At 69.4% G+C, this 16,947-nt stretch carries 17 protein-coding genes; 9 read left to right on the top strand and 8 right to left on the bottom strand.

Annotated elements, in window-relative coordinates; genetic code table 11:
* Positions 1 to 152: 152 nt before the first annotated feature.
* Positions 153 to 809: a cytochrome b/b6 domain-containing protein gene (locus YWW_RS0115335; RefSeq protein ID WP_026930797.1), complete on the bottom strand. Its 657-nt coding sequence runs from the start codon at positions 807 to 809 to the stop codon at positions 153 to 155.
* Positions 799 to 1,263, bottom strand: coding sequence for a DcrB/PsbP domain-containing protein (locus YWW_RS0115330; RefSeq protein WP_026930796.1), 465 nt, complete (start codon positions 1,261 to 1,263; stop codon positions 799 to 801). Before YWW_RS0115330 ends, YWW_RS0115335 begins: the two co-directional genes overlap by 11 nt.
* 136 nt (positions 1,264 to 1,399) lie before the next feature.
* Here YWW_RS0115330 and YWW_RS0115325 point away from each other — a divergent pair, with 136 nt between their 5' ends.
* From YWW_RS0115325 to YWW_RS0115315, 3 genes are all read left to right on the top strand, one after another.
* Entirely contained in the window at positions 1,400 to 1,936 is a 537-nt protein-coding gene (locus YWW_RS0115325) for a sigma-70 family RNA polymerase sigma factor (RefSeq protein ID WP_026930795.1), read from the top strand.
* Positions 1,929 to 2,645: an anti-sigma factor family protein gene (locus YWW_RS34190; protein ID WP_026930794.1), complete on the top strand. Its 717-nt coding sequence runs from the start codon at positions 1,929 to 1,931 to the stop codon at positions 2,643 to 2,645. The genes YWW_RS0115325 and YWW_RS34190 overlap by 8 nt, the downstream gene beginning before the upstream one ends.
* Before the next feature lie 219 nt (positions 2,646 to 2,864).
* Positions 2,865 to 3,440 carry a DoxX family membrane protein gene (locus YWW_RS0115315; protein WP_026930793.1) on the top strand — a complete coding sequence of 192 codons (576 nt, stop codon included), beginning with the start codon at positions 2,865 to 2,867 and terminating at the stop codon, positions 3,438 to 3,440.
* A gap of 115 nt (positions 3,441 to 3,555) precedes the next feature.
* Here the strand turns inward: YWW_RS0115315 and YWW_RS0115310 are convergent, their stop codons facing one another.
* Positions 3,556 to 4,227 carry a TetR/AcrR family transcriptional regulator gene (locus YWW_RS0115310; RefSeq protein ID WP_211228577.1) on the bottom strand — a complete coding sequence of 224 codons (672 nt, stop codon included), beginning with the start codon at positions 4,225 to 4,227 and terminating at the stop codon, positions 3,556 to 3,558.
* A gap of 83 nt (positions 4,228 to 4,310) precedes the next feature.
* Between YWW_RS0115310 and YWW_RS0115305 the strand changes: the two genes are divergently transcribed.
* The 6 genes from YWW_RS0115305 to YWW_RS0115275 all read left to right on the top strand — a co-directional run bounded on the left by YWW_RS0115305 (position 4,311) and on the right by YWW_RS0115275 (position 10,858).
* On the top strand, positions 4,311 to 4,868 hold the full coding sequence (locus YWW_RS0115305; protein WP_026930791.1) for a dihydrofolate reductase family protein: 558 nt from the start codon (positions 4,311 to 4,313) through the stop codon (positions 4,866 to 4,868).
* Between the two features lie 216 nt (positions 4,869 to 5,084).
* A complete protein-coding gene (locus YWW_RS0115300) occupies positions 5,085 to 5,936 on the top strand; it encodes an aminoglycoside phosphotransferase family protein (RefSeq protein WP_026930790.1) in 852 nt (283 codons plus the stop codon).
* 205 nt (positions 5,937 to 6,141) lie between these two features.
* Complete coding sequence (locus YWW_RS0115295; RefSeq protein WP_026930789.1) at positions 6,142 to 7,182, top strand: phosphotransferase enzyme family protein; 1,041 nt, start codon at positions 6,142 to 6,144, stop codon at positions 7,180 to 7,182.
* Between the two features lie 511 nt (positions 7,183 to 7,693).
* Complete coding sequence (locus YWW_RS30770) at positions 7,694 to 8,776, top strand: glycoside hydrolase family 62 protein (protein ID WP_211228576.1); 1,083 nt, start codon at positions 7,694 to 7,696, stop codon at positions 8,774 to 8,776.
* Positions 8,777 to 8,865: 89 nt separating this feature from the next.
* Positions 8,866 to 9,786 (top strand): alpha/beta hydrolase family protein, encoded by a 921-nt coding sequence (locus tag YWW_RS0115280; RefSeq protein ID WP_026930788.1) that lies wholly within the window; start codon positions 8,866 to 8,868, stop codon positions 9,784 to 9,786.
* A 49-nt stretch (positions 9,787 to 9,835) separates the two neighbouring features.
* A complete protein-coding gene (locus tag YWW_RS0115275; RefSeq protein ID WP_026930787.1) occupies positions 9,836 to 10,858 on the top strand; it encodes an endo-1,4-beta-xylanase in 1,023 nt (340 codons plus the stop codon).
* A gap of 233 nt (positions 10,859 to 11,091) precedes the next feature.
* Here the strand turns inward: YWW_RS0115275 and YWW_RS0115270 are convergent, their stop codons facing one another.
* From YWW_RS0115270 to YWW_RS0115250, 5 genes are read right to left on the bottom strand one after another with little or no spacing between them, the layout of a single operon-like run.
* Positions 11,092 to 12,150, bottom strand: a complete 1,059-nt coding sequence (locus YWW_RS0115270; RefSeq protein ID WP_051325874.1) for a LacI family DNA-binding transcriptional regulator — start codon at positions 12,148 to 12,150, stop codon at positions 11,092 to 11,094.
* Between the two features lie 40 nt (positions 12,151 to 12,190).
* Positions 12,191 to 12,877 (bottom strand): DUF624 domain-containing protein, encoded by a 687-nt coding sequence (locus tag YWW_RS30765; protein WP_051815864.1) that lies wholly within the window; start codon positions 12,875 to 12,877, stop codon positions 12,191 to 12,193.
* An 11-nt stretch (positions 12,878 to 12,888) separates the two neighbouring features.
* The gene (locus YWW_RS0115260) at positions 12,889 to 13,821 is read right to left on the bottom strand and encodes a carbohydrate ABC transporter permease (RefSeq protein ID WP_211228575.1); all 933 of its coding nucleotides are present in this window, start codon (positions 13,819 to 13,821) and stop codon (positions 12,889 to 12,891) included.
* Positions 13,818 to 14,852, bottom strand: a complete 1,035-nt coding sequence (locus YWW_RS0115255) for an ABC transporter permease (RefSeq protein WP_081687484.1) — start codon at positions 14,850 to 14,852, stop codon at positions 13,818 to 13,820. The genes YWW_RS0115260 and YWW_RS0115255 overlap by 4 nt, the downstream gene beginning before the upstream one ends.
* Positions 14,853 to 14,899: 47 nt before the next feature.
* Positions 14,900 to 16,579, bottom strand: a complete 1,680-nt coding sequence (locus YWW_RS0115250) for an ABC transporter substrate-binding protein (protein WP_211228574.1) — start codon at positions 16,577 to 16,579, stop codon at positions 14,900 to 14,902.
* Positions 16,580 to 16,947: the final 368 nt, after the last annotated feature.

The raw sequence follows: 16,947 nt of genomic DNA, 5'->3' as shown, positions 1-16,947 counted from the left end.
GCGGCGGCGAGCTCGGCCGCATCGTTCGGCCACGAAGTATGTCAGATGTCACCGTGCGCGAAGAACGCGCCGTTCAGGCAGAGCAGACGTGGCGAATGTCGACCGCCTCCGGACGCCGCGGGCGGGCGCTGAAGCGATTTCCCGCCGCCGGTTCACCGGCCTCGGGTCGTGCGCTCCAGCCAGCCGGGCCACACTCGTGCGGCGTCGCCGCGGCGGAGCCGCCCGCCGAGGTGCATCGCCCTCCAGACGCCCCGGTAACCGGGCAGCACGCCCGCCGCGATGAGGATGTGCCCGAGGATCACCGGCGTGATGGCGTACGTGGCCCACCGGTGGATCCGGTTGAACCAGACGAACGCCGGGCCGCCCGAGACGGCCCACAGTCCGATCCCGCTGACGATCAGGGCCAGCAGCAGCGCGACCATCACGAGGTTGGCGATGCGCTGACCGGGGTCGAAACGTCCCTCGTGGCGGGCGAAGCGGCCGGTGAACACGGCCTTCGGCCAGCCGGCCGCCCAGTGCAGGTCCGAGCGCCGGAACCGCGCGGAGTCGACGAGCAGCGCCTTCGCGCCGCGGAGGCCGAGGGCCGGGCCCGCCACGGCGATCGCGGTGAGGGCCCAGCCGACGGCCGTGTGGATCTCGGCGTCCGGCAGGCCGGTCACGGCGGCCAAGGGGCTGGGCCTGCCCTCCTGCCCCAGCGTGAGCCACCAGCCCGTGCCCATCAGCACCAGCACCGTCAGGTAGACGGCGGCGTGGAACCAGCGGGCACGGGCGCTGTTGCGCTCGACGGTCCGGCCGGGTTCAGTAGCCATCGCCGACGTCGCCGGGGTCATCGGCGTTCCCCGGGCCCGCCTCGCCGAACATGACGGTGATCTCGTCCTCGGCTCCCGCCGCGGAGTGGTCGGCGTGGCGCAGCGAGACGTTCAGCGTGTGCTCGCCGTCCTCCAGCCCTTCGAGGATCGGCGAATCGGCCGAGATCTCGACCTCCTCCCCGTTGCCCGCCTCGATGACCTCGTAGACGCTGTCGTCGCCGTCGACGTACAGGTGGACGTGGTGGGCGCCGGTGTCGGTGGGTCCGAGGTCCTCGCTCGAGTCCACCTCGAACGCGAACGGCGCGCTGAGGGCGTCCCCGTCGGCCGGCTGGACGATCGCCACCGTGGGGCCGTCGCCGCCCGAGGCGCCGCCGTCCTCGGCGTCCTCTCCGCAGGCGGCGAGGGCCAGCGCGAGGACGCCCACCGCGGACAGGGCCAACAGCTTGGGTTTCATGTCTCCACTCCTCTCGTCGTGGTCTCACCATGTGATACGAAGCGGAGCGGCGAATGGATTGCGGCGGGTCGGGCGAATCTTCGGATCGGGCGGCCTCCGGCGCAATCCATTCGGCGTGTGGTTCCGTAGAACTGATATGGAAGTGTCAGACGAGGCACTGCTCGCGGGGGTCGCGACCGGCGACGCCGACGCCATGGCCGCCTTCGTCCGGCGCCACCAGGCCCGCGTCTACGGCATGGCGCTCTCCGTGGTGGGCGTGCCCGCGGTGGCCGAGGAGGTCGCACAGGAGGCCTTCGTGCGCGCCTGGCGGCACGCGGGCAACTACGACCCTCGACGGGCGCAGGCCTCGACGTGGCTGCTCACGATCACCCGCAACGTCGCCATCGACGTCCTGCGGGTCCGGCGCGAGCTGGCGACCGAGCCGGTGGCGATGGCGGAGCTGATGATGGCGCGCGGCGACGACGGCGACCGCGTGGACGACTCCGACGACGTGACCGCCGCGCTGCGGGCGCTGCCGAAGGAGCAGGCCGTGGCCGTCGTGCTGTCCGTACACTTCGGACTGACCGCGCGGGAGATCGGCGAGCAGCAGCGGATCCCCCTGGGCACCGCCAAGACCCGCATACGCACCGGCCTGACACGACTGCGCAAGATCCTCGAGGTGCGCCATGACTGAGTCGACACGCTGCGACGAGTTCCAGGAGGGCCTCGCCGAGCTCGCCACCGGCGCGGCCAGCGGGCCGGACCGCGCCAGCGTCCTCGCCCACCTGGCCGGATGCGACGATTGCCGCCGCGAGCTCGAGGAGTTGACCAGGGTGGCGGACGAGGTGCTGCTCATCGCTCCGCAGCACCAGCCGCCCGCGGGCTTCGAGAGCGCCGTCTTCGACCGCATCAGGTCCGAAGGCGGCGCCGGAGCCGAGCGTCCGGTGCGCGCGCGAGCGCGGTGGCGGCACCGGGCCCTGAGGCCGTTGGCGGCCGTGGCCGCCGCTGTGGTGATCGCAGCCGCCGCGGGAGGGACGGTCTGGACCGTCACCGCGGACGAACGCGAGCTGGCGGACCGCTACGAGCACACGCTCGCGGTCGCCGACGGCCGCTATTTCACCGCCGCGCCGATCCTCGACGACGGCGTGCAGGTCGGCCACGTGTTCCTGTACCAGGGGGAGCCGTCGTGGGTGTTCGCGGTCCTGGGCGAGGCGTCCGAGCCCGGCTCGTACGACCTGATCGTGACCACCGACGAGTGGACCGCCACGGTCGGCTCGTGCGAGGTGGCGTCCACCTCGTGCGGCGCGGGCGCGACCGTGGAGGCCGATATCGGTGAGATCGGCGAGGTGCTGCTGGTGGCCCCGGACGGGACCACGCTGACGGCCTCCCTGCCCGATCGCTGAATAAATCGACGTACATCGAAATCTATTGGGGCCCGGCGTCCGTATCAGTCAGTGGAGGCAATTCCTCGACGCGAAGGACGAACCCATGAGAAGACGATCGATCGCCCGCGGTACGCCGGAGGAGCCGTTCGAGATGCCCGGCGCGGTCTCGGGACCCATCCGAGCGGCCGACGGGGCCGGGAACGGCTCCGAGCCGGCCGCGTCGGCAAGGGCACTCCGATGAGCGCGCGCGGCAACGGAAGAGTGGTGACGACGCCGTTCAGCGAGGCCGTGCCGCTGCGCGCGGCCCGGACCGCCGAGCCGCGAATCCTGCGCCCCTCGGCCCGCACGGCGCTGGTGCTCCTGCGGCTGTCCCTGGGGTGGATCTTCCTGTGGTCCCTGCTCGACAAGATCTTCGGCCTGGGCTTCTCCACGCCGCCGGAACGGGCCTGGACCGCGGGCGGCAGCCCCACAGGAGGCTTCCTCGCCAGCCGCGACGGCGCCTTCGGCGGGGCGTTCCAGGCGCTGGCCGGGCAGGCGTGGGTCGACTGGCTGTTCATGGGGGCGCAGGCCGCACTGGCCATCGCCCTGCTGCTCGGCATGGGCATGCGCCTGGCCGCCTTCGGCGGGAGCCTCCTCCTGCTCTCGCTGTGGGCGGCGATGTTCCAACCGGAGAACAACCCGTTCATGGACGAGCACCTCGTCTACATGGCCGCGCTCGTCCTCTTGGCCGCCACCGACGCCGGTGACGACTTCGGGCTGGGGAGGCCGTGGAGGGGTTCGGCCCTGGTGCGGCGGTTCCCGTTCCTCCGCTGACCGCACGGACACGGGGCCGCCGAGGCGGCCCGCGGCGAGGCGGCCGTCGTCGCCTCGTCCACGTCCCGCGCGGGCCAGGGCATGTCCGGTCTGCGGCATCGGGAGCCGATCTGCATCATGCGGTGCCCGCCCCTCGGCAGATGCCCGCGATGACGTCGTCGACCGCTTGCTCGGCGAACCGGCGGAGGACCGCCGGGTCGCGGCCTCGCAACGGCCCCTGTATGGCGAGCTCGGCAAAGCCATGCACGGTGGACCAACACGACCATTCGGCCCCGGCGCGCCGTCCGACGCTCAACGAGCCGGACTCGACGAGGCCGTCGAGCGCCTCCCGCAGCATGACCAGGGGCGGCGGCGTACGGCCGTCGGGACGCGTGATCCCATCCGGCGCGAAGAAGGCGACCTGGAACCATCCGGGCTCGTGCAATGCGAACTCCACGTACCCCAACCCCACGCCCCGCAACCGGGCGACGGCCCGATTGGCCGGACCATCGCCCTCGCCGTCCGGCATCCGCTCGCGCATGGACTGGGCCATCTTGTCCTGAATCCTCGCGGCGACCACCGCCAAGAGCGCATCGCGATCGGCGAAGTGCCGGTAGGCCGCACGCGCGGTGACTCCGGTCCTGCGCGTGGCCTCCCGCATGCTCAGCGCTTCCGGACCGCCCAGGCGTGTCAGTTCCAGCCCGGTCTCGACCAGTGCCGATCGCAGGTCGCCGTGGTGGTAGCCGGTCCGTGCCGCCCTCTCCACCTCGCACCACCCCTGACCGCTTGACGCGTCGCTCGTGACCACTTTACAGTGGATGTATACGCCGTGTACATCCATTCGCCCGCTGCTGCGACGCAGGAGCCGGTATCAGAGGAGGAATCCGCCGCATGGGGCTTCTGACGTTCAGCATCAACTTCACTCTGGACGGTTGCGTCGACCACGAGGAGGGCATCGCCGACGATGAGACGCACGCGCACTTCACTCGCCTGATGGACGAGAGCGGCGCGATGCTCTGGGGCCGCACCACCTACGAGATGATGGAAAGCCACTGGCCGAAGGTCGCCCGCGGCGAGGTCGACGCGCCGCCGGCGATGCGCGCGTGGGCGCTCAAGCTGGAGGCCAAGCCGAAGTACGTCGTGTCGTCGACGCGGAGCGACTTCCCGTGGACCAACAGCCACCACGTCGAGGGCGACCTGCGCACGGCGGTCCAGGAACTCAAGGACCGGACTCCCGAGGGGGTGCTCCTCGGCAGCGGCAAACTCGCGACGGCGCTGGACCGACTGGACCTGATCGACGAGTACAAGTTCCTCGTCCATCCCATGATCGCCGGCCACGGCCCCACCCTGTACCAGGACGGACTGCCCGGCACCCGAAACCTCGACCTGATCTCGGCCGATCCGCTCGGCAACGGCGCGGTCGCCATGCACTATCGCCGGGCCGCCTGAGGCCCGTCGCGCGAAGGCGGCGCACCGGTCGGTCTCCAGGCACACGCGCTGGACGACGGCCCGCCTGCGCCACCGTGGCCGCTTCGGCATCCCGCGGCCCGCAAGAAGCGCGTCGAGCCGGGCACCGGGGCCATCGGCCGGCGCCGCCTGCCGTCGATCCGCTCGGTGAACCGCGGGCCGAACCGGCCGCCACCGTCGAGCACTATGCTCGCCTCGGTGACCCATCCATTGAGCGCGCTCGCTCCTCGACAGCGCGAACTGATCGAAGCCTGGCTGCCCGGTATCGAGATCGAAGCCGACATGAGCTGGAAGTCCGCCGAAACCGCAGTACTCCGAGCAAGGGCGGGCGAGCAGCTCGTCGTCGTCAAGGCGGGCCGCACTTCGGACCATCACACCGAACGGGAGATCCGTGCGCATCGCGAGTGGACCGGGCCGTGGGTTCGACGCGGCCGGGCCGCCCGGATGCTGCACGCCGATGTCGACGCCGAGATCCTGGTGACGGAATACCTGCCCGGCGCTCTGGTCCAGGGAACGGCGGCGGCCGCCGAGACGGACACCTACGTGCAGGCCGGTGAGCTGCTGCGCGCCTACCACTCGCAGGTGGCGGTCGAGGACTCCGACTACGAGTCGCGGATGAACGCCAAAGCGCTGGCGTGGCTGGACGGACCGCATCGGATCGCGCCGGAGCTCGCCGACGAGCTGGCGGCCATGGTCCGGTCCTGGCCGTCGACCGCCGTCACATGTGTTCCGACGCATGGCGACTGGCAAGGCCGAAATTGGCTTCACGACGATGGGGTCCTGCGGGTGATCGACCTGGGGCGCGCGGGCCTGCGACCGGCGGCCGCGGACTTCGAGCGCCTGGCCGTCCAGGAGTTCGCCTGGCACCCCGGCGCGGAGGAGGCGTTCCTGTCCGGCTACGGCATGGACCCGCGCGAGCCCGATGCCTGGTTCCGCGGGCGTGCCCGCGCCGCGATCGGCACGGCGTGCTGGTCCTACCGAGTCGGCGACCAGGACTTCGAAGCGCAGGGCCACCGGATGATCGCCGATGTCCTCGCCGAAGCCGCATAGCCGCGCGGGCACGCCCGCTCCGGCCCCGGGAGGCCGGGCGCATCGCCCGAGCCGGGGACGTGCTGACACCCCGCAGTCCTGAGTGGCGGCCCTCGGCGTACGAGTACCGGCGTCGGGGTCGATACCCGGTTGCCGCGGTGGGGGAAGTCTGCTGTGATGACACGGGTCCACCGGCACCGGCCGGTGCCGCACCGAAGGAGCCGCCTTGCCCCCTGACGGCCAGTCCTACGCCGATGCCGCCCGCGCCGCGGCCGATGCGGCCTTGACGCGCTACGACCTGCCGGCACCGGTCACGGCCGAGCCGATCCGGATGCTCAACAACGCCGTCTTCGCCGTGACGGCCGCCAAGCGGAAGCGACTGGTGCTGCGGCTGCACCGGCCCCGCTACCGGCGTCCCGAGCACACCCTGGCCGAACTGGTCTTCCTCGAGGCCGTGCACCGGCCCCTGGCCGAGGTCGGCATCCGGATCCCAAGGCCGTTCCGGGCCGCGAACGATGCGCTGACGGTGACCGTCACACTGCCCGATCCCGGCGGGAACGCGTCGCAACAGGTCCACTGCGACCTGCTCACCTGGGTCGACGGACAGGTGCGCCGCCCCGGCACCGGTCTGGGACCGCGCGGGGTGCATCGGCTCGGCCGCGTTCTCGCGCACCTCCACCGGGCCGCCGAGTCCTTCGCGCCGCCGGACGGATTCCAACTGCCCACTTGGGATGCTCAGGCCATGTTCACCGAACACTCTCCTTACCGCCCCGGCCCTTTCCACGAATTCCTCACCAGAGAGGACCGATCGGCCTTCGCCACCACAGCGGAGCTGACCGCCGAGGTCTTCGAGACCCTCGGCCGCGACCGTGAGACGTTCGGGCTCATCCACTACGACTTCATCCTCGGCAACTGCCACACCGTCCGCACCGGGAGCGGCTGGAGTGCGGGCGTGATCGACTTCGACGACTGCGGCTGGGGCCACTTCCTGTACGACCTCGCCCCGATCATGGGCAACCTCAGCGACTACCGGCATTTCGGGCAGCTGCGAACCGCCTTCCTCCAGGGGTACCGATCCGTCCGCGCCCTGCCGATCGCGTTCGAGGCGCACCTGCCGGTGCTCATGGCCGCCCGCCACGCCGCCCACTGCCTCTGGGCATCCGGCCTCGCGCACAGCAACGGCAGTGCCGAGCTCGACACCGCCGACCACATCGCCTACCGCATGCGAGAAGTGCGCCGATGCCTGGCAATGCGCTCGCAGCCATGACCTCCACCGGCGCGCACGGCATCCCGCCGGCGGTGCCCAAGCCGACACGGCACCGGATGCGGCGGCGCTCGGCGCCGCGCACGGCGATACCGGCCCAGGCCGACTGACCGGGCGGCGCTGGGCCGGGGCTCCAGACGACCCGCGCCGGCGTTCGGCTTGAGCGAGACTCGTCTCGGCTTCGGTCGGTCGGCGACCGTCTCCAGCCTGTCGAACTCATCGCGAGGCCGGCGGCGGGGCATGGACCGCTGAAATGAACGTGATCGCCCCTTTCGGGGGCCTTGACAGCATATCGATCCATATCTATAGTCTGAGGATCGAAATTTTCGGAACAAGCTCCGTAAGTTTCGGCAAGGGCGGAGCCGAGCAACCGCCCGCATGCGTAGATATTCATATATTCGAGTTCATGTTCCCCATCCGAGCATTCACCCCTGGCGGACAGCGCGAAGAGCGCTCGCAGCCGTCAGGTTGTGAACGATAACTTCGCTCGGTCCCCCAAGCTGAAAGGCGGATGATGAAGAGGATTTTCAAGACACGATCGCGGATCGCGGTGGTCGCGGTCGCGCTGGCCGGCGCGTTCGCCGCGGCGTCGCTCACCGCCACCGCCGAGCCGCCGGCCTCCCCGGCGCAGGCCGACGAGCTCCCGTCGAGCTTCCAGTGGGAATCCAGCGGCGCACTGATCGGACCGAAGCCCGACGGCGGCCACGACGTCGTCTCGACCAAGGACCCCACGGTCGTGCACTACGACGGCCAGTGGCACGTGTTCTTCACGACCGCGAACACCGCCGGCGCCTGGAGCCTGGCGTACACGAGCTTCTCCGACTGGTCGCAGGCATCCAGCGCCCCGCACACCTTCCTGGACACCAACCCGAACATCGGCTCGCGCTACGCGGCGGCGCCGCACGTGTTCTACTTCGAACCGGAAGGGCTGTGGTACCTGGTCTACCAGACCGGCCTGCCCTCCTACTCGACCACGACCGACATCTCGGACCCGCACAGTTGGTCGGCGCCGAGGAACTTCCAGGACTCCATGCCCGACATCGTCGAGGACAACATCGGCGACGGCCACTGGCTCGACTACTGGGTCGTCTGCGACGACGCGATGTGCTACCTGTTCTCCGCCGACGACAACGGCCACCTCTACCGGGCCGAGACCAGCGTGGGCGAGTTCCCGGGCGGCTTCGACAACACCCAGATCGTCCTCCAGGACACCAAGAACAACCTGTTCGAGGGCGAAGCGGTCTACCGGGTCGGCGAGAGCGACACCTACCTGCTCATCATGGAGGCCATCGGCTCCGACGGGCGGCGCTGGTACCGGTCGTTCACCTCCCAGGGCCTGAACGGCCAGTGGCAGCCCCTGGCCGACACCGAGGCGAACCCGTTCGCCCGGGCCGGCAACGTCTCCTTCCCCGGCGGCGCATGGACCCAGGACATCAGCCACGGCGAACTCATCCGCTCCGGCCACGACCAGACCATGACCATCGACCCGTGCAACTTGCAGCTGCTCTACCAGGGCGTGGACCCCTCGGCCGGCGGCGACTACTCACAACTGCCGTACCGGCTCGGGCTGGCCGACATGACCGGCCCCGCCTGCTGAGACCGACCGCCGACCCGTCCCAGGGAGGCGGCCGCGAGCCGGACGCCCGTCGGCCGCCTCCCACCCCGATATCCGCAAAGGAGCCACACATGTCCGTACGACGACGCGCATTCCTCGGCCTCGCGGCCGCGGCCGGCGCCGCGGCCGCCACCGGCACCGTCCTCGCCTCCGCGCACGCCGAGCCGGCGACGCCCCGGCAGACCGCACCGACCGAGCCGTTCGGCATCGGCGTGCGCCAATACGAATGGAACCGCGGCGACCGCCGCCTGGTGACGCGGGTCTTCTACCCGTCCACGGGCGAGCCGACCGGCGTCCCCGTCGACGACGCGCCGATCGCCGACGGCCCCTTCCCCGTCGTCGAATGGAGCCACGGGCTCGGCGGCAACCCCGGGAGCTACGCACCGCACATCCTTCCGCTGGCCGAGGCCGGGTTCATCGTGCCCGCGCCGGTCTTCCCGACCACCTCCACCGGCACCGAGGGCGACATCGGCGACGTCTACAACGGCAACCAGTCCATGGACGTCTCCGAGGTCATCACCCGCACGCTGGCGTTGAACGAGTCCGACGCGGCCTTCGCCGGTCGCATCGACACCGCCGCGGGAGTCGGCGTCGCCGGACACTCCCTGGGCGGCATGACCACCCACGGCCTGCTCACCGCCTGGCCCGACGACCGCGTCGTCGCCGCCATCCCGTTCGCCTGCGTCGACATGGGCGACCCGGCGCCGCAGGTGTCGGCGAAGGTCCTGTTCGTCCACGGCGACCAGGACCCGATCTGCGACTACGCCCTGGCCCGCCAGGCCTACGACGAACTGCCGCCGGTCAAGGCGTTCATGACCCACACCGGGGTCGGCCACGACGAGTTCATCTGGGACGGCCCGACCTACGACCAGGCCGTCGCGACCAGCCTGGACTGGATGCGCTGGAGCCTGTACGGCGACACCGCCGCTCGCGACCGCCTGCCCGAAGACGCCTCGGGCGAGGGCATCGTCTGGGAATCCGAACTCGGCTGACCGGACAGCGCCCTCGCTTCGAGACCACCGCAATCCGAAAGGAGCATCAATGTTCAACGATCACCTCGCACGGGGCGCCCGCGGCCGCGTCCGGGCGGCGTTCGCCACCGCGGCGGCCGCCGGCCTGGCCGTCGCCGCCGCGCTCACATTCACCAACAACGCCCAGGCCGCGGACACGCTCGGCGCCTCGGCGGCCGAGTCCGGCCGCTACTTCGGCGCCGCCGTCGTCCCGAACCACCTCGGCGAATCCGGGTACGTCGACACCTTGAACGCCGAGTTCAACTCGATCGTGGCCGAGAACGTCATGAAATGGGACGCCACCGAACCGAACCGGGGCCAGTTCAACTTCTCCGGCGGCGACCAGCTCGTCGCCCACGCCCAGGCCAACGGCATGGAGGTGCGCGGCCACACGCTCGTGTGGCACGCCCAGCAGCCCGGCTGGGTCCAGGGCCTGACCGGCGACGATCTGCGGCAGGCGATGCTCGACCACATCGCCGGGGTCGCGGGCCATTACGCGGGGGACATCTCCTCGTGGGACGTGGTCAACGAGGCCTTCGAGTGGGACGGCTCGCGCCGCCAGTCGAACCTCCAGCAGCAGCTCGGGGACGGCTGGATCGAGGAGGCGTTCTGGGCGGCCGACCAGGCCGATCCGAACGCGAAACTGTGCTACAACGACTACGGCACCGACGCGATCAACGCCAAGAGCACCGCGATCTACGACATGGTCGCCGACTTCCTGGCACGCGGCGTCCCGATCGACTGCGTCGGCTTCCAGTCGCACTTGTCCACCGGCGCGGACCTGTCGACCTACCAGGCGAACCTCCAGCGCTTCGCCGACCTGGGCGTGGACGTGGAGATCACCGAGCTCGACGTCGGCGGCTCGGGGTCGGCTCAGGCCGAGGTGTACCGGACCGTCACCGAGGCGTGCATGGCCGTCGACCGGTGCACCGGCATCACCGTCTGGGGCATCACCGACAAGTACTCCTGGCGATCCGACGAGACGCCGCTGCTCTTCGACGGCGACTACCAGAAGAAGGAGGCGTACTCCGCCGTGCTCGCCGCATTGAACTGAAGGCGGCGGCACCCGCCGGGCAGCGCGCTCACCGGCGGCCGCGAACCGCACCGACCTCGGCCGCCGGTGAGCCTTTCCCTGCGCTTCATCGTCGTCGTCCGGCTGCTCTGCGACGTCCGTGCCGACCACCGCCTCTCCCCGGGAAACGCGGCGTACTTCGACTATTGCGAGCGGGCCCTGCCGGGCCGCCGCACCGGTCGGCGGCACCCCGCCGACGGCCACGGCCACGCCGTCTACCGGAACGCCGTCCGGCGAGGCGGGGCCGTGCTGGCGCGCTCGATCAGTTCAGTGGACAGTTCGACGCGGTGCCGGTGCAATGCCTTTCCCTCGGCGACGGCGACGACCATGTTCGCGGCCGCGGCGGCCATCTCGTGGAGCGGCTGGCGGACGGTGGTGAGCGGAGGAATGTGCCATTCGGCCAGCGGCAGGTCGTCGAAGCCGACGACGCTGAGGTCGTCGGGGATGCGCAGCCCCGCCTCGGTCGCGGCCTGGTACACCCCGAGGGCCATGCCGTCGTTGCAGGCGAACACCGCCGTCGGCGGCTCGCTCAGGCGCAGCAGCTCGCGGGCCAGCTCCCGCCCGCTCGCGATCTCGAAATCGCCGACGCGCATCAGGCCCGGATCGACGGGAACGCCGACCAGGTCCATGGCTGCCCGGTAGCCGTCCAGTCGGGCGCGACTGGCGATCATGTGCTCAGGACCGGTGATCACGGCGATGCGGCGGTGGCCGAGTTCGAGCAGGTGCCGCGTGGCGGCGAGTCCGCCGTTCCAGTTGCTCGCGCCCACCGAGGGAAAGCGGTGGCTCGGCTCGCCGGTGGGATCGACGAACACGAGCGGTATCCCGCGGCTGTCCAGCTGCTCGCTCTGGTCGACGGTCGGCCCGGCGAACACCGAGAGCACGCCGGTCGGCCGACGGGCCAGCACCTCCTCGACCCATCCCCGTCCGGGCGTGTGCCGGCCCTCCAGCTCGGAGACCACGACGCCGAGACCGTGCTGCCGCGCCACCGGGTGGACGCCGTTGAGGATCTCGATGCCGTACAGGCCGCGCAGCTCATGGAAGACCACTTCGAGCAGCGCCGTCGGTTTGCTGGGGCGCTTCTGCCTCCGATAGCCGTGGCGGCGGATGAGCTCCTCGATCAGCCCCCTGGTCTCGAGTGCGACGTCGACGCGCCCGTTCACCACTTTGGAGACCGTGGCCGTCGAGACCCCGGCGAGTTCGGCGATCTGCGCGATGGTGAGGGGTTCGCCTTGCGGAGCGTCGCCTTGGGAAGCGCTTGCGTCAATGGGGGCCATCGCGAAAGTCTAACGTCGCAAGCCTCGAACGCCGTCGACGTCAGTCGTGAATCGTGAATCGTTCGGTGATGTCAGCGATGACCGGCCGGACGACCAGCCACAGCGCGGCGGCGAACGCCCATCCCAGGAGGAGCAGCAGCGCCTCGGAGCTCAGGACCACGGTGGCCGTCGCCACGACGAGGAGCGAGAGGATGCCGAGGGACGACTTCCAGGAGAGGAAGAACTCGGCCGCCCCCACGCGGAGCACGTCCCGGGCGCGGAAGGAGAAGAAGGAGGTCACCACGAGCAGGTGTCCCGACCACACGGCGAGCACCACCATGAGCACGACGCACACGGGCCGCAGGATCTCGCCTCCGGCGACCCGATCGGCGAAGAGGACGTTCACGGCGAGCACCGTCGTGCACGCGAGCACGGGGACCCACCAGGAAAGCGTGTCCCGCAGGTTCAGCCGCAGCCCGCGGAGCAGCGGCCGCGCCGGGCTCAGGTCCGGCTCGGTCGACCATGCCCGCTGCGCGTACAACGCCGCCGAGAGCGCGGGCGCGGCGGGCAGGAGCGCGCCGACGAAGAGCGCGACGTTCGAGGGCTCGGGAGACAGCAGGATCCAGAGCAGCAGGGTCGGCAGGCCGCAGACCGCGAGGAACACTCCGAGAACGAGATGCCGGTAGACCGCCGCGGCCAAGCGGGAGAGCGGGCCCGAGCCGATCTCGTCGGCGGGTGTCGTGTTCATGCCGGTCCCCGTCATCCCTTGACCGATCCCAGCATGACGCCCGACACGAAGTAGCGCTGCACGAAGGGGTAGACGCACAGGATGGGGATGACGGTGAGGACCATCGTCACCGCCTGGATGTTCGTGGAGACCAGCGCGGTCGTCGTCCCCGCGGCCGCCGCGCCTTCGGAGGCCGTGGTGGAGGCCCCCGCGATGAGGTTCCTCAGGAACAGCGTGACGGGGAACAGCTCGCTCTTGTCGAGGTAGAGGAACGCGGCGAACCAGTCGTTCCAGTACTGGACCGAGTAGAAGAGCACCATCGTGGCGATGACCGCCTTCGACAGGGGCAGCACGATCCGCCCGAAGATGCCGTACCAGCCGAGTCCGTCGATCTGCGCGGCCTCCTCGAGGTCCTTCGGCAGGTTCTCGAAGAACGACTTCATGACCAGGAGGTTGAACACCGAGATCGCATTGGGAAGCACGATCGCCCACATGGTGTTCTTCATCCCGAGCGACGAGATGAGGACGTAGTTCGGCACGAGGCCGCCGTTGAAGAACATCGTGAACACGGCGATTCCGATGAGGACGTTCCGGCCCTTGAGGTGCTTCTTCGACAGGACGTACGCGTAGGTCGTGGTGAGGACCATGGCGATCGTCGTCCCGACCGCGGTGTAGAGCACGGTGTTGCCGTAGTTGCGCCAGAACGTGCCGTCGGACATCACGGCGGCGTAGGTGTCGACGTTGAAGCCGACGGGCCAGAAGCTCACCTTGCCAGCGTTGATCGCTCCCGCCGAGCTGAACGACTGGGCGAGGACCGTGATGAACGGGTACAGCATGAGCACGCACAGGAGGACCAGCAGGGTCGCGTTGACGGCGCCGAAGGCGCGCACGCCGGTCGACTCCTTCGTCCGCCGCGGCCTCCCGCCCGCCGGCTTCGCCTCGCTCTTCGAGATCACATCGTTCACCACAGGCTCGTCCCCACCATCCGCCGCGAGATCAGGTTCGCGGAAAGCACCATCACGAGGCCGATCAGCGCCTGGAACAGGCCGATCGCCGCCGCATAACTGAGATTGTTCGACACGAGGCCGACCCGGTAGAGGTACGTCGAGATGACGTCGGCCGTCTCGTACGTCAGCGGGTTGTACAGCAGCAGCACCTTCTCGAAGCCGACGTTGAGGAACGTCCCGATGTTGAGGATCAGGAGCGTGATCATCATCGGGCGGATGCCGGGGATCGTGACGTGCCAGGTCTGGCGCCACCGGCCCGCCCCGTCGATCCTCGCCGCCTCGTACAGGGAGTCGTCGACCGTGGTGAGCGCCGCCAGGTAGAGGATGGTCCCCCAGCCGACGGTCTGCCACACTTCGGATCCGACGTAGACGGCGCGGAACCACTCGGGCCGCTGCAGGAACGGGATGCCCTCGCCGCCGAACGCGGCGATGATCTGGTTGACCGTCCCCTGCAACGACAGGAGCTGCATGAGCATGCCGACGACGATGACGACCGAGAGGAAGTGCGGCAGGTAGGAGATCGACTGCACGATCTTCTTGAAGTACTTCTTCCGCACCTCGTTCAGCATGAGCGCGAGCACGATGGGGAGCGGGAAGCCGACCACGAGGGTCAGTCCGCCCAGGATCGCCGTGTTCGCGAACACGTGCCAGAACGTCGGGTCGTTGATGAACAGCTCGATGTATCGGAGGCCGACCCACTCGTCGCCGAAGATGTTCCCGCCGGGGCGGAACCTCCGGAACGCGATGACGTTTCCGATCATGGGACCGTACTTGAAGATCGCGAGGAAGATCAGGGGCAGCAGGGCGAGACTGTAGAGCTGCCAGTCTCGTCGGAACGCCTCTCGCCAGGTCTTCCGCTTCCGCTTCGACAGCCGGCGCGGGCCGGGCTGCGTCGTCGCAGGGCTGCTCACGGGCCTGTCGGATGCGGCGTCATCGGGCGATTCGAGGGTCGTCCGCCACGGGGACTGCTCGTCTTGCGTGAGGGGCATGTGCACTCCCTCCCGTCCGCGTCGGGGGCGGCGCCCCGACAGGCGGATCAGGAGTTCTCCTCCTCGAAGCGGTCGCGAGCGGCGTTCATGAGGTCGACGTATTCCGCGAGGCCCTGGGCTTCGAGCTCGGCCACGTAGTCGTCCCATTCGGCGATGTCGCGGTCGCCGGTGATGAACTTCAACGTGTTCGTGTCGACCGTGTCCTTGAGCGGCGTGGCGAGGAGCGACGACTGCTCGAGCTCCAGCTCGTCGAGCGGCGCCGGCGGATAGGGGTCGCGCGGCGTGCGGGTGGAGAGCACGGCGTCGATGTACGCCACGAACTCCGACGGGTTGTACGACTCCTTGAGGGCGCGCGACTCGGTCGAGTCGGCGAACACGGAGTTCGACCAGCCGAGATCCTCCTGGATGTCCGTCTCCCCGTCCGGGTTGATGTTGAAGGCGTTGAGGGAGTACTCCGGTTTGAGTTCGATCTTGCCGTCGGCGTCCTTCGTGTACGTCTCGTCGAGCACGCCCCACCGGAGCAGCTCGCGGGCCTCGGGGTTGTAGTAGAGCCAGTCGAGGAACTGGAGTGTCGCGAGGAAATGCTCGGATTCGGTGATCTCGGAGTTGAGCATGAACCCGTTCCAGAAGTTGCGCGGTTCGACCACCTGGCCGGCCGGGCCGCCGGGCGGAGCGATCTGGAGGACCTCGTAGTTGCCCTCGCCGACCGTCTCGTTCAGGGCCTGCGCGAACTCGATCGCCGTCCCGTTCGATCCGGATGCCGCGAACACGGTCTCGTTCGCGAACTTCTCCGCCACGCTCCCGCCGCCACTGCCGTCGTTCGCCGCCGTGAGCGAGTCGGTGTCGAGCAGGCCGTCCGCCACGAGGCCGCGGAAGTACTCGACCATCTGCTTGTAGCCCTCGGTGACGGCGGTGTACTCGAGCTTGCCGCCGCCGTCGTCGACCATGCCGGGTCCGAAGCCCCATCCGGCCCGCGCCCCCCACGCGTGCGAGGCGTAGTTCAGCATCGACTGCGCCTCGAACCCGTCGGCGAGGGGCGTGGAGTCGGGGTACTCCGCTTTGATCTTGACCAGGGCCTCGCGCATCTCGTCCCAGGTCTCGGGAATGCCTCCGGCGACGGATTCGAAGACGTCCTTGCGGATGATCAGCGTGAAGACCGGCACCGAGACCTCTTGGAGGCCGGGCAGCATGTAGTACTTGCCGTCGGCCTGCTTCAGGTTGTCGACCATGTCCGCGAGGTCCCACTCCTCCACGTACTTCTGGAAGTTCGGCATGTGCTCGACATAGTCGCTGATCGGGAGGATCGCGCCCGAGGAGACGAACGAGGTCTCGTCGCCCGTGTAGATCAGCGGGATGACCTGGGGCGCGTCCCCCGCGCTGATCAGGAGGCTTCGCTTCTCCACCGCGTCGCTGAACGGGATGGTCGTGAGCTCGAACTTCACGTTCGTGCGCTGCTCCACCTCGTCGAAGAACGTCCACGAGTCCTTGATCGGGAGTTCGGGCCACTCCGTCCACAGCAGCGAGAGGGTGAACGGCTCCGTCGCGGTGAACTGCGTGTCCGCGGCGAAGTCGTCCATCGCTCCCTTCGACTGCTCGTCGATGTCCACCTCGCTGCCGTCGTCACTGCTGCACGCCGCGAGCGCGACCATGCTGGACGCGGCGATCGAGACACCGATGAACTCGCGACGAGTCGCTCCAATGGGCATCCGCCCGAACGCGCCTGACATGGCTCTCCTCCTTGAGATCGTTCCGTATTCCACCCGAGCGCCCGGCCCGATGTGCACGATCACACCGTGACATCGACCGAAATTTTCGAGCTTGTTACCGATAATTTCCAGAGCTTAATTGCGTCAGGCTGTGATGTCAATGAATCTCTTCAGGTGACCGGTGCGGAACTCTGAGCGATGAGGCGGCTGCGGCTTCGGCGCGGGGAACAGTGAGGCGAAGCCGGGCGATGAGCCGGTCCGCCACGTGCTCATCGAGTCTTTCCGCAGGCGGCAATGCCTGAGCTTGAGGTCAGGGACAGTGTCCTCCACAGGGCGCGCTCGGCGCCGGCCGCCCGGTTGCAATCCTCAGCAACCGTGTCGCTCTGTGG

The sequence above is a fragment of the Glycomyces tenuis DSM 44171 genome, from assembly GCF_000427885.1.
GTDB classification, from domain to species: Bacteria; Actinomycetota; Actinomycetes; order Mycobacteriales; family Micromonosporaceae; genus Glycomyces; species Glycomyces tenuis.
Note: the sequence above shows the minus strand (reverse complement) of the source record. Positions and strands in the feature narration are given on the sequence as shown.